General features: G+C 63.7%; 8 protein-coding genes. 2 read left to right on the top strand and 6 right to left on the bottom strand.

The window, feature by feature from the left end:
• Positions 1 to 205: 205 nt before the first annotated feature.
• Entirely contained in the window at positions 206 to 1,732 is a 1,527-nt protein-coding gene (locus CK627_RS14695; RefSeq protein ID WP_095592725.1) for a YfcC family protein, read from the top strand.
• 60 nt (positions 1,733 to 1,792) lie between these two features.
• Here CK627_RS14695 and CK627_RS14690 read toward each other — a convergent pair whose 3' ends face one another.
• On the bottom strand, positions 1,793 to 1,981 hold the full coding sequence (locus CK627_RS14690) for a hypothetical protein (protein WP_017764436.1): 189 nt from the start codon (positions 1,979 to 1,981) through the stop codon (positions 1,793 to 1,795).
• 507 nt (positions 1,982 to 2,488) lie between these two features.
• Here CK627_RS14690 and CK627_RS14685 point away from each other — a divergent pair.
• The gene (locus CK627_RS14685; RefSeq protein ID WP_016350791.1) at positions 2,489 to 3,034 is read left to right on the top strand and encodes a glycine zipper 2TM domain-containing protein; all 546 of its coding nucleotides are present in this window, start codon (positions 2,489 to 2,491) and stop codon (positions 3,032 to 3,034) included.
• Positions 3,035 to 3,161: 127 nt separating this feature from the next.
• Here CK627_RS14685 and CK627_RS14680 read toward each other — a convergent pair whose 3' ends face one another.
• The 5 genes from CK627_RS14680 to CK627_RS14660 form a co-directional block, all read right to left on the bottom strand.
• Positions 3,162 to 6,380, bottom strand: a complete 3,219-nt coding sequence (locus tag CK627_RS14680) for an ExeM/NucH family extracellular endonuclease (protein WP_095592724.1) — start codon at positions 6,378 to 6,380, stop codon at positions 3,162 to 3,164.
• Between the two features lie 529 nt (positions 6,381 to 6,909).
• Positions 6,910 to 7,395 carry a xanthine dehydrogenase iron sulfur-binding subunit XdhC gene (gene xdhC / locus CK627_RS14675; protein WP_095592723.1) on the bottom strand — a complete coding sequence of 162 codons (486 nt, stop codon included), beginning with the start codon at positions 7,393 to 7,395 and terminating at the stop codon, positions 6,910 to 6,912.
• Positions 7,392 to 8,270 (bottom strand): xanthine dehydrogenase FAD-binding subunit XdhB, encoded by an 879-nt coding sequence (gene xdhB, locus CK627_RS14670; RefSeq protein WP_095592722.1) that lies wholly within the window; start codon positions 8,268 to 8,270, stop codon positions 7,392 to 7,394. The genes xdhC and xdhB overlap by 4 nt, the downstream gene beginning before the upstream one ends.
• Positions 8,263 to 10,581 carry a xanthine dehydrogenase molybdenum-binding subunit XdhA gene (gene xdhA / locus CK627_RS14665; RefSeq protein ID WP_095592721.1) on the bottom strand — a complete coding sequence of 773 codons (2,319 nt, stop codon included), beginning with the start codon at positions 10,579 to 10,581 and terminating at the stop codon, positions 8,263 to 8,265. The genes xdhB and xdhA overlap by 8 nt, the downstream gene beginning before the upstream one ends.
• A gap of 329 nt (positions 10,582 to 10,910) precedes the next feature.
• Positions 10,911 to 12,287 carry an NCS2 family permease gene (locus tag CK627_RS14660; RefSeq protein ID WP_095592720.1) on the bottom strand — a complete coding sequence of 459 codons (1,377 nt, stop codon included), beginning with the start codon at positions 12,285 to 12,287 and terminating at the stop codon, positions 10,911 to 10,913.
• Positions 12,288 to 12,291: the final 4 nt, after the last annotated feature.

The raw sequence follows: 12,291 nt of genomic DNA, 5'->3' as shown, positions 1-12,291 counted from the left end.
CAGGCCCGCAGCGCTGTTCATGCTTCCCCTCGACGGGTTATGGTTTCTTGGTGAAACAATCTACCGAATGTTCAATATCAGGCCAGATTTCTCGCCATACGATGCGCTACAGCCAGTGAGTTTGCGCACTCCCGCTGCATGACGAAGGAACCCTATCGACCCGATATTCCGCCGAGCCCGAACCTGCTTTATCGAGGAGCATTTTATGTGTGCCGAGCCGAATACCCAGACCCGCAGACAATTTCCCAGCGCGTTTACCATCTTGTTTTTGATCATGTTGTTGGCCATCGCCCTCACCTGGATAATTCCGGCGGGCGCCTATGCCAAGCTCTCTTATAATGCCGCCAGCCATATGCTGACCATCAACACGCCGCAAGGGGAAACCCGGCGAGTGCCCGCCACTCAGGATGAGCTGACCAGGCTCGACATCAATATCGGGGTGGAGCAGTTCGTCAACGGCACCATCCGCAAGCCCATCGCCATCCCCGGTACCTATGAGCGGCTGACCCAGGCGCCGAAGGGGCTCTCCGACGTGGCAGTGAGCATGGTCAAGGGCACCATAGAGGGGGCCGACATCATCGTCTTCATCCTGGTGCTGGGGGGCCTTATCGGCGTCATCAACAAGACCGGCGCCTTCAATGCCGGACTGGTGGCGCTGTCGCGCAAGACCCGGGGCAACGAGTTCCTTTTCGTGGCGCTGGTCTGCTTCGTCATGGCGCTGGGGGGCACCACCTGCGGGCTGGAGGAGGAGGCGGTCGCCTTCTATCCCATCCTGGTACCCATCTTTCTGGCGCTCGGCTATGACGCCATCGTCTGCGTGGGGGCCATCTTCCTCGCCGCCTCCATGGGCACCACCTTCTCCACCATCAACCCCTTCTCGGTGGTGATCGCCTCCAACGCCGCCGGCATCCCCTTTACCGAGGGGTTGAGCTTTCGCGCTGTCGGCTGTCTGGTGGGCACCCTGGTGGTGATCGGTTACCTCTACTGGTACTGCAAGAAGATCAAGGCCAACCCTGCCTTCTCCTACACCTATGAAGACAGAGAGAGCTTTCGGGCCCGCTTCCTGAAAGAGGGCTCCCTCGATGAAGCGGTCCCCTTCACCCTGCGCCGCAAGATCATCCTGACCCTGTTCATCCTCGCCTTCCCCCTGATGGTGTGGGGTGTCTCCATGGCTGGCTGGTGGTTCCCGCAGATGGCGGCCTCCTTCCTGGCCGTCGCCATCGTCATCATCCTTATCTCCGGCCTCAAGGAGAAAGAGGCGGTCGAGGCCTTCACTCAGGGGGCGTCCGAGCTGGTGGCGGTGTCCCTCATCATCGGGCTGGCGCGGGGGGTCAACTTGGTGCTGGATCAGGGGATGATCTCGGACACCATCCTGGCTTACGCCTCCAGTCTGGTGGCCGGCATGCACGGCGCCGTGTTTGCGGTAGCCCAGATGCTGGTGTTCACCCTGCTGGGGCTGGTGGTGCCCTCCTCCTCGGGGCTGGCGGTGCTCGCCATGCCCATCATGGCGCCGCTGGCGGATACCGTGATGATCCCGCGCTATATCGTGGTGTCGGCCTACAACTGGGGGCAATACGCCATGCTGTTTCTGGCCCCCACCGGGCTGGTGCTGGTCACCCTGCAGATGCTCGGCATCCAGTTCAACCAGTGGGTCAGGTTCGTGCTGCCCATGGTGGGCTTCGTGCTGGGCTTCGGCGCCCTGATGCTGGTGGCGCAGGTGATGCTGATCTAGGGTAGATGGCCCCCGCCCCGGCGGGGGTCATGTCTTACCCAGGGCGCAGATCTGGGGGAACTAGTGGCGCACCCTGTGCTGCTGGCGAAAACAGAAGAGCTTGAGGCTGATGTCGGCAAGGTCGGCGGGCAGCTCCTGCGCCGTCTCACAGAGGGGTTGATAGAGGGAGTCCAGCAGCCGCTGGGCTTGTTCCCGGGTGATGATGCCGGCCTGCACGGCCGGTTGTATCCATCTTGGCAGCATCGACATATGAACCCCCTTGCTGACCGGATGACCGCAGCCGAATCTGGCCTGACTGCGGGTGGCGACCTGCCGGCTCACATTGCTGCGGGCCGCCAGAGACGCGCGATTTATCCTCTCTGCCAACAGAGCAAGCATAATGCTTGCCGTGATCTGTTATCGGCCGCCAGCCATCCTGGCAACAGTGATTTATCAAGCGGTTGGCACACCCTGACTGGCCCTTGTTGGCGGCAAGGCCCCCCTTGTTTGCCACTGCGCCAGCCGGCTGGTGGCAGGAGCTTGGCGCAAAATGGGAAAATAGGCCCAGCTGAATCGCAAAATGCCACTCGCAGATCGCTTTTTCTCCCTTCACTGCACCTTTGTCGCCAAAGCCCGACACCTTTTTGGCGAGGCACTTTTCGGTGCAGTCAGGGGTTGTCGTGCCCGCACGGGCTTTGCCTTGTGCCTCCTTGCCCTTGTGCCAAGATGACCGCAAGCAAGAGACGCATCCCGTGATGCATTTGAGGAGAAGAGAAAATGAACAAATCCATGTTGGCAGGAGTCGGGATCGGTGTGGCCTCTGCGCTGGCCTTGTCAGCCGCCGCCAGCGGATCCCTGTTTTCATCACAGCCTCAGTTCGCCGAAGTGCTGGCCAGCAAAGCGGTGACAGAGACCATCAAGACCCCCCGTCAGGAGTGTCGCAACGTCACCGTGACCCACCGCAAACCGGTGCAGGACGAGCACAAGATCCTGGGTACCGTGGTCGGCGCGGCGCTGGGCGGCGTGCTCGGCAACCAGTTCGGTGGCGGCAACGGCAAGAAGGTGGCGACCGCCGCCGGCGCCGTGGCGGGTGGTTATGCCGGCAACCAGGTGCAGGGCAACATGCAGGCCGGTGATACCTACACCACCACTGAGCAGCGCTGCAAGACGGTGCAGGAGAGCAGCACCCGCACCCTGGGCTATGACGTCACCTACCGCCTCGCCGGTCAGGAAGGGGTGATCCGCATGAACAAGGCCCCCGGCGCCACCATCCCGGTCAAGGATGGCAAGCTGGTGATCGACGGTCCCCAGAGCGGCAGCTGATCCCGTCAGCTGGTCCAGCTCAGAGGCCCATCCTGGTGATGGGCCTCGCTGTTTTTGGCACTCTTGGCCGACAACAAAAACAACAGAAAGGGGCCCGCAGGCCCCTTTTCATATTGAGAAGTCATCTTCAGTGGCGACCGAAGGGCCACCAGGACTTGTCGTTGTCCAGAATGTCGACCCGGGTCTCCTGCAGGTTGCCCGGCTGGCCACCCTGCAGCGCCGCCAGGCTCACCTTGAACTGCTCGGTGGGCTCGACAAACCAGTCATCGATGATCAGCACCTTGACCGACTTGCTGCCCCCCTCGCCCGCGGCCCAGCTCACCGATTGACCGAACCAGGGCAGGAAATCCAGCCCCCAGCGCGCCGTGATCCCGTCAAGGGCCACCCGGGCCCGGGCCGGCTTGCTCAAATCGCCGCTGCGCACCAGCGGAATCTCGGCAAACCACTGCCCCTCGTTCACCGTCAGGCTGGCGCGCGCCAGCGAGATGGTGGACGGCGCCAGCTTGTCCTTGATGGTCACCAGGGTCTGGTGCTGCTCGCCCAGGGTCGCGCCGCTCGCATCAAACAGCTCCAGAGTAAAGGTCTCGTCCCCCTCGTGCAGGGTGTCGCTCTTCACCGGGATGCTGATGGTTTGGCTGTCGCTCTGGCCAGCGGCCCAGTGCAGGGTGCCGGTGAGCGGCGCCACGTCGCTTGCGTCCGCGCTACCGTAGGCAATGCGATAGCTGACGCTGGCCTCCCCATAGCTGCCGTCGCGGCGCGCCACGCTCAGGGTCAGGGTGTTGCCCTCCTCCACACTGGCAGCGGCGCTCTCGAGGCTCAATACCCCGGCTGGCGGCAGCGGGTACTGGATGGCCACCAGCACGGGATCGTGATCCGAGGCGCTGAAGGGCCCTTCGGATTTCGCCAGCTGGCCGCTGTACTTGCTGCCGTACTCGAAGAAGTTGCTCTCGGCGGAGTTGATGTGCCAATCCTCGATGCCGATCACCTTGGCCGCGAGGCTCGGGTTTGCCAGGGCGTGATCCAGGTTGCCGAGCTCCCCTTCATAGCTGTAGGAGTAGGTGTCGGTGCCGTGGAAGCGGGTGTTGAGGTTGACAAGGCCATACCCCTTGCCAAGGGCGCTGCCGCTCTCCTCGAAGGGCTGGCCCGCCAAGGTGGTGAAGGAGGCGCTCATGATCTGGCGCGATTGGGCGGCCGGATCATAGTCGGTCAGCACCCGGATGGGATCCTCCATGCCGTAGGCGTTCATGTCGCCGATAAGCAGCAGATCCCCGGCCAAATCCTTGAGGCTCTCCCCCAGCACCTTGGCGGCGGAGACCCGCAGCGCATTGCAGTGGCCCTGGCCATCGAGGGGATCGGCGGTGGCGTAGTCGGGGTAATCCTCGAAGCAGGCGGAGCCCTTGGACTTGAGGTGGTTGACCACCAGGGTCAGCGGCGCATCCCCCTTGGGCGAGCTGAAGCGCTGCACCAGCGACTCGCGCATCCCCTGGTTGATGGTGACCGGCTTGCCGCTGGCATCCACCGCCTCGGCCTGCTGCACCGGCAGCGCGATGAGGCTGGCGGCCCCCTCCGGGGTCACCTTGGCGGGCCGGTAGATAAGCCCCACCGTGATGGCATCGGTGCCAATGGGCTTGCCATCCGGCGAGGCAATCCAGCGGTAGTGATCCGCCTCGTCCGGCAGGGCCGCGTTCAAGGCCGCCACCAGGTTGGCGATGGCGGAGTTGTCGCCGTAGCCGTTGTTCTCTATCTCCATCAGCCCCACCACGTCGGCGTTGAGACGGGTGATGGCGCTGACAATCTTGGTACGTTGCAGTTCGAACTCCGCCACCGTCAAGGCGCCCCGGTTGCTGCCGGTGGGGTTGGCATCGCCCCCCACCACAGTGGTGAAGAAGTTGAGCACGTTGAAGCTGGCGACCCGCAGATCCCCCGCCTCGGCGAGCTCAGGGGTTTCCACCCGATCCCAGCCGCTGTGATCAATCTGGCTTGCGTCGATGTGGTTGCTGGCCACCAGCCGGAACAGGTTGTAGGAGTAGCCAAGCGCCCCCTCCAGCCCGTTGAGCTTGTCGCCGATGCGCAGGTAACCGTCCTCGGCGTTGAAACCGGGGAACCAGGGCAGCACGCCATCCGGCGCCTTGGCATCGGTCTCCACCACCAGCTGGTTCTGCTGGTTGCGCAGGGCCCAGTTGCTCGCCTCCAGGCTCATGGCGGCAAACTTCTGGGTCGACTTGATGAGCGGCGCGCCATAAGAGAGCACCAGGTTGTTGCGCTTACCGTCGTAATCGAAGCTGAAGTTGCGGGTCACTACCAGGCTGGAGCCAGGCACCAGCCGCACCTGCATCCCCTCGTGACGCTCCAGCAGCTGACTCAGGCTCTCACCCGCCACCGGCACCAGATCCACCGCAGCCGGCACGGCCCCAGCGGGCCGGGTCACCACCAGCTCGTCGGCGTTAAGCTGGGTCTGGTTGAAATACTCTTTCACCTTGCCAGAGACGCACACCTCGGCCCCCGGCACGATGGCAGCGTTGGCCTTGGTGCTGTAGACGAAGAGGCCGTCGGAGGTGGCCGGATCGCCGTCCCCCTGCTCATCCTGAATGAAGAAGCCCTTGTAGAGGCCGCTGACCACCTGAGTCACCACGCCGCGGGTGGCATAGGCCTGCTCCGATTCAAACTTGCCGGCCGGCACCAGCGGGCTGCTGTTGCCCGGGCCCTGGATGGCGGGCACCGGCACCAGGCTGTCCACCGGGCAGACGAAGGCGGGCGGCTGGGTGCCATCGCAGGGACCATCGCCGCTGCAACCCAGGCCACTGGCGTCATCTTTCGGGGCGGCCACGTATTCGAGCGCCGGATCGAAGGGGGCGGTTGCATCAGTGCGGCCGATGGTGACGGTAGCCTTGCGGCGCAGGGTCATGTCCAGGGTCGAGACGTTGCCGGAGACCCAGGCCGTGCCCGGATCCACCCCCACCTGGCCGAAACTGTCGATTATCTCGCTACCGCGATAGAGCACCAGGGCATCGTCACCGTTGAACACCAGGTTGCCGCTGGTACGGTTCGCCTTGGCCAGGATCTCGCTGCTGGCGGAGGGGTTGGCCAGCACCAGGGTGGCCCCCGGGGCCAGGGTGCCTTGCAGCGTCAGGCTGTTGGTGGGGGATTCGCTGATGGGTTTGCCGTTGGCGTAGAGCGCCAACCGGTATTGGGAGAGATCGACGGCGTCGCTGCCGAGGTTGCTCAGCTCCACCGCCTTGTTGTTGCCCGAGCCTTCCAGGTATTCGCTGATGAGCAGTTGTGCCTGTGCCTGTCCCGCCAGCGCCAGCCCGACGGCCAGCGCTACCAGAGAGTGTCTTCCTGACATGCCAGTTTCCTTTTCTTTTTGACGTTATGTTTTGCGCCCCGCCAGGCGGGCCGCAGCACCTTGTTACGATTCTGATTGCGCATCATGGCGGCCTCGGCCAACCACGGCGCCTACTCTGCCCGTTTCGGCGCAGGGCCGCCGCGAGCTGGCTAACAATTACAGAAAAATGTTGCGGTCACGTGACGAAAAAGGGGCTTTTTTTCCGCCCCCTTGCCGTTATTTTCCGTTATTTCCCGCCCACCGGTATTTGCTGCCGCCAATAGGCAAAAGAGGCGCACAAGATGGCGACACAAGTTGACATAGTGCGTAAAAACAGTCGCTTGCCATTTCCAGGCCGCTGCGCGGACCAGGCTGTTCATTATTTGTGCTGACAGCCCGGCAGTGCAGTATGCCTGTTCCCCAGTGCCCGCCCGAAATAACGGGATGCGTGTTTGACCGGCGGGGTGAAAATAACCCTCGTGGCCTATTTCAGCCGCTGTCACCTCGCTGCCGAACGACGGTTTGCGAGGCTAATCGAGGGGTGAACCCATCACCCCTTGCAGCACTTCTTCACCGCCCGCACCACGTTCTGGTAGCCGGTACAACGGCAGAGATTGCCCGACAGCCCGCGGCGGATCTCCGCATCGGTCAGCGGACGGCGCTCGGTCTTGTCGAGCAGGGCGGCGCTCGCCATCACGAGACCAGGGGTACAAAAACCGCACTGCACCGCCCCCTCCTCGATAAAGGCCTGTTGTACGTCGGAGAGTTCGTTCCCCTTGCGCTCTCCCTCCACGGTACGAATGGATTTGCCATCAGCCCACACCGCCAGATAGAGGCAGCTGTCGATAGCCGTGCCATTCACCCGCACGGTACAGGCGCCGCACTCACCGACACTGCACCCCTCTTTCACGCTGATCAGCCCCTGCCCGCGCAGGAAGTGAAGCAGCGACATGGTAGGCGACACCGCATAGGAGTAGGGTTTTCCGTTGATCTCGCACTGGATCTCCACCGCGGGACAGCTTTGCGGTTGCATCATAGGATCTTGCCTCCGGCACGTTCGACTGCGCAAGCGACCACCCGCTGCGCCAGGGTTTTGATAAGGTGCAGGCGAAACTCCTTCTCTGCCCGCCAGGAGGATCGCGGCGCCACATCGGCTACCACAGCCTCGGCAATCGCTGCCAGTGTGGCGCGAGTCAGGGGTTGGCCCTCGGCCGCGGCTTCCGCGTGAGGCGTGCGCACCGGTGTCGGTGCCGCCACCCCATAGGCCAGCCGCAGACTCTTGAAGTGACCATCCTCAATCTGGCAGTAGGCGGCGCAGCCGATGGTGGCGATGTCCATGGCATCGCGCATGGCGTATTTGAAGTAGTGGGAGCCCACATGGGGATGAGTATCCGGGGCGAAATGAAACGCCACCAGGATCTCCGCCGGTTGCAGCGCCACCTTGCCCGGGCCGGTGTGAAATCCGGCGATGGGAATGCGGCGTGTGCCATTGGGTCCGGCGATCTCCAGCTCAGCTTCCAGCGCAACAGTCGGCGCCGCCGAATCGGCACTGGTGGCTCCGTTGCAGATATTGCCGCCATAGGTGGCGACGTTACGGATCTGCGGACCGGCTATGGTGGCGGCCGCTTCGGCCAGCATCGGCAGGCGGCGCTGCACCAGCTCGTTTTCGATGAGCTCGGTAAAGGTGGTACCGGAGCCGATACGGATCGACCCATCAGGCAGCTCGCTCACCCCTTTGAGCTCGGGCAAGTCGTGAATATCGACGATATGGCGATAGGCGGCGTTGAGGTGATGGAGCTGGATCATCACATCGGTGCCACCGGCCAGAAGGCGCGCCTCGGGGTCAGCCTGACGCAGAGCGACCGCCTCGGCCACGCTGCAGGCCTTGTAATAACGGGCAATATCAAACATGGCGTTGCTCCTCCCCTGATCCCTCGCCAATCAGACCCGCCGCGACAAACGCCCGAAACAGGGTCTTGGGGGTGATGGGCAGCTCGTTGATGGCCACACCGGTCGCCATGCGAATGGCGTTACGGATCGCCGGGCCCGGCGAGATGATGGGTGGCTCCCCCAGGGATTTGTGGCCATAGACCGACTGGGGCTCGTAGGTCTGCACGAAGTCGCACTCAAGTTCGGGCAAATCCAGCATGGTGGGGAACTTGTAGTCGAGCAGGTTGGGGTTGCGCACCACGCCGCTCTTGGCGTCGATGATCATCTCCTCGAACAGGGACCAGCCGATCCCCATCCCCATGCCGCCGTGCACCTGCCCCTCTGCCAGCTGCGGGTTGAGGATCTTGCCCGCATCGTGCAGGTTGAGAATACGGTTGATGGTCACCTTGCAGAGATCGATGTCGACACTGAGATCGACGAAGGTGCAGCCAAAGCTCGGCGGGTTGGTGGTGGTCTTGTGGGAGACCTCGGAGGTGATCTGGCCACCGATGGTGAGGTGGTAGTAGGCGTTGACCGATACCTCGGCGACGCTGATGAGCACCTTGTCCGGCGCACCGGCCAGCACCACGTAACCGTCGATCAGAGCGAGCGATCCCATATCCTGATGGCAGAGCTGGGCCGCCAGCGAGAGGATGCGCGCCCGCAGCTGCAGCGCCGCCTGATGGATGGCGGGGGCCGCCACATAGCTCTGGCGCGAGGCGAACGAACCCGGATCGTAGGCGGTGATGTCGGTATCCTGGGTCGAAATGACCCGGATCTGCTCAAACGGAATGCCCAAGGTCTGGGCCGCCATCTGGGCAAACACGGTATCCGACCCCTGCCCTATCTCGGTGGCGCCGATCTGCAGATTGACGGTGCCATCCTGATTGAGCAGCATGCGGGCGCCGGCAATTTCGACCCCCACCGGATAGGTGTTGGATCCATAACTGAAACAGGCCACCCCGATGCCGCGCCGTACCCGGCTCGCCGGATCCTGCGCCAGACACTCGGCCTTGAGCCGTTCCCACTCGAACTGCTCGCCGCCACGGCGCAGGCACTCAGGGAGCCCCGCGCTGTAGATGGTCTTCTGGTTGACCTGATTGACGTCCCCTTCGCGGGCCACGTTGGCGATGCGCACTTCGAGCGGATCCAGACCCAGCTCGGCGCAGGCGTCTTCCAGCATGCATTCGAGGGCAAACACCACCTGGGGCGCGCCGTAACCGCGCATGGCACCGGCGGTGGGCAGGTTACTGTAGAAGGTTTTGGCATCATAGCCAAAGGCGCTGCGCGGATAGAGGTAGCTTATTTTGTTGGCGCCGGCGCTGGCGATGGAGTGGCCGTGGGAGGCATAGCCGCCGGTGTTGGAGAGCACGTCGAGCTGATACCCCTTGAGCACGCCATCCCGGCTGATGCCGAGGGTGCCGTCGATGGCAAAACCGTGGCGGGTACGAGAAGCAAAGAAACACTCCTCCCGGCTCAAGGTCACCTTGACCGGCACGCCACCGAGCTTGTAGCTCAAAAATGCCGCCATCGGCTCTTCCAGCACATCCTGCTTGTTGCCAAAACCGCCGCCCATGTAGGGCTTGATCACCCGCACGCTGGACCAGGGCAGGCCGAGGGACTTGGCCACCCGGCTGCGCACAATCTGGGGGATCTGGGTGCTGGTGACGACGATGATGTGGTCCGGCTGATCCATGTAGGCGTAGCAGGTCACCGTCTCCAGATGACAGTGCTGCACCACCGGCGTCTGGTAGTGTCCCTTGAACTGCAAGTCGGCGGCGGCGATGGCCTGCTCCGGCTCACCCGCCCGGATCTGGCTCTGGCGCAGCAGGTTGCCGGTCGGGTGGATGGGACAGGCCCCCTCGGCCAGGGCACTGGCCGCATCCGTCATCACCGGCAGCGGCTCGTAGGTCACCTTGACCAGGGCGGCGGCCTTCTCGGCAACCAGCGGATCGCGGGCCACGACTATGGCGACGCCATCGCCGAAGTGACGCACATGATCGGTGAGCAGGCGGCGGTCTTTCACATCCCGCTTGGCCTCATCGAGGGACCAGGCGTGACCGGCGGTGCGAAAGCAGGTGGTAGGCACATCCTCGTGGGTGAACACGGCTTCGACCCCGTGCAGGGCCAGCGCCTCGCTGGCGTCGATGGAGAGCACCTTGCCGTGGGCGATGTTGCTTCGCACGTACTTGGCGTGGCGCATGCCGAGCATGATGTTGTCGTCGGTGTAGCGGGCGCTGCCGGTCACCTTGGCCTCGGCATCCACCCGCTTGAGCGGTAATCCTATGGACATATGCAAGTCCTTTGTCAGGCAGAAAAATCAGAACCGGTATAAAAAACAGCAAGATATGCGCCCGTTTCCGGCAAGGCGGGCCAACCGGAGGGCAAAGGCGGTAAGCAAAGGGAAGAAGTGTGAAGAAGATCCCATCCGGCGCCCATCAGGCGCTCCGTCATGGCCGTGACCGGCCCCGGGGCAGCAGCCCATGGAGGACTCGGCAGCGCGATTGCCGGGCGGCGTTATCAATCTGGTAAGCCCCGTTATCAAAATGGTATGAGTTAGGTTTGAAGGGCGGGGCCGGCCAAGAGAGGCTGGCCCCGCGATAGAGAAGGACGCGATGCGGACTAGATGGCCCAGCCGCCGGCGTAGAAGAGCACCAGCGCCAGGGCGATGATGACGGTGCCGACGTTGAGCTTGCGCCACTCCTTCGAACAGATGCGGCCGATCACCAGGGCGCTGAAGCCCAGCATGATGCCGGTGACGATGTTGCAGGTGAGCACGATGAAGACGGCGCACAGCAGGCCGGACATGGCCCCGACAAAGTCATCGAAGTCGAGTCTGGCGACGTTGCTCAGCATCAGCAGCCCCACGTACATCAGCGCCGGTGCGGTGGCATAGGCCGGCACCAGGTAGGAGAGCGGCGAGAGGAACAGCATCAGCAGGAACAAGACCCCCACCACGGTGGCGGTGAGGCCGGTCTTGCCGCCAGCAGCCGTGCCCGCCGCCGATTCGATGTAGACGGCGGCCGGCGCGGCCCCCACCAGACCGGAGAAGATGCTGCTGATGGAGTCGGCGCTGAGCGCCTTGCCGCTGTTGATGATGTGGCCGTCCTTGTCCAGCAGGTTGGCCTGCCCCGCCACGGCGCGAATGGTGCCGGTGGCATCAAACACCGCCGTCATCACCAGCGCCAGCACGCTTGGCAGCACCAGCGGCGAAAGCGCCCCCACAACGTCCAGGCTGAAGATGAGGGAGTTGCCCTGCTCGTCGGCGAGGCTCGGCATGGCGAACAGCCCCTGGTACTTGACCGCCGGATCGAAGATGAGGCCGAAAATGGAGATGGCGATGATCACCAAGAGGATCCCGCCCGGAACTTTAAGCTTCTCCAGCCCGACGATGACCGCCAGCCCGATGAGAGACATGATGACCGGCATGGAGGTAAAGGCCCCCAGCGCCACCGGCAGCCCCTCCAGCGGGTTCTTGATCACCAGCCCCACCCCGTTGGCGGCGATCAGCAGCAGGAAGAGCCCGATGCCGATACCGGTGCCGTGGGCGATCCCCATCGGCAGGTTGTCGAGGATCCAGCTGCGCACCCCGGTCACCGAGATGGCGGTAAACAGCACCCCCATCAGAAAGACGGCGCCGAGCGCCACCGGGATGGAGATCTGCTGCCCCAGCACCAGGCTGAAGGCGGTAAAGGCGGTGAGCGAGATGGCGCAGCCGATGGCCATCGGCAGCTTGGCCCAGAGCCCCATCAGCAGCGAACCAAAACCCGCTACCAGACAGGTGGCCACGAACACGGCGCCGGGGGGAAAGCCCGCCTTGCCGAGCATGCTGGGCACCACGATCACCGAATAGACCATGGCGAGGAAGGTGGTGAGCCCCGCCAGCACCTCCTGGCGCACGTTGCTGCCTCGCTCGCTGATCATGAAGTAGCGATCGAGTGCGCCGCCGGCGGGCTGTCGTCCCGCCGCCGCCCCCTTGTCCGCAACTGCCCCGTCCATCTCG

Origin of the sequence: Aeromonas dhakensis (assembly GCF_002285935.1) — a bacterium.
Lineage (GTDB): Bacteria > Pseudomonadota > Gammaproteobacteria > Enterobacterales > Aeromonadaceae > Aeromonas > Aeromonas dhakensis.
The sequence above is the reverse complement of the archived record's forward strand: the minus strand, read 5'-3'. Positions and strand labels throughout refer to the sequence as shown.

Excerpts from the sequence above, each read along its gene's own strand:
- CK627_RS14685 (WP_016350791.1), top strand. The coding sequence starts at position 2,489 with ATGAACAAATCCATGTTGGCAGGAGTCGGGATCGGTGTGGCCTCTGCG.
- xdhA (WP_095592721.1), bottom strand. The coding sequence starts at position 10,581 with ATGTCCATAGGATTACCGCTCAAGCGGGTGGATGCCGAGGCCAAGGTG.
- CK627_RS14690 (WP_017764436.1), bottom strand. The coding sequence starts at position 1,981 with ATGTCGATGCTGCCAAGATGGATACAACCGGCCGTGCAGGCCGGCATC.
- CK627_RS14695 (WP_095592725.1), top strand. The coding sequence starts at position 206 with ATGTGTGCCGAGCCGAATACCCAGACCCGCAGACAATTTCCCAGCGCG.
- CK627_RS14680 (WP_095592724.1), bottom strand. The coding sequence starts at position 6,380 with ATGTCAGGAAGACACTCTCTGGTAGCGCTGGCCGTCGGGCTGGCGCTG.
- CK627_RS14660 (WP_095592720.1), bottom strand. The coding sequence starts at position 12,287 with ATGGACGGGGCAGTTGCGGACAAGGGGGCGGCGGCGGGACGACAGCCC.
- xdhB (WP_095592722.1), bottom strand. The coding sequence starts at position 8,270 with ATGTTTGATATTGCCCGTTATTACAAGGCCTGCAGCGTGGCCGAGGCG.
- xdhC (WP_095592723.1), bottom strand. The coding sequence starts at position 7,395 with ATGATGCAACCGCAAAGCTGTCCCGCGGTGGAGATCCAGTGCGAGATC.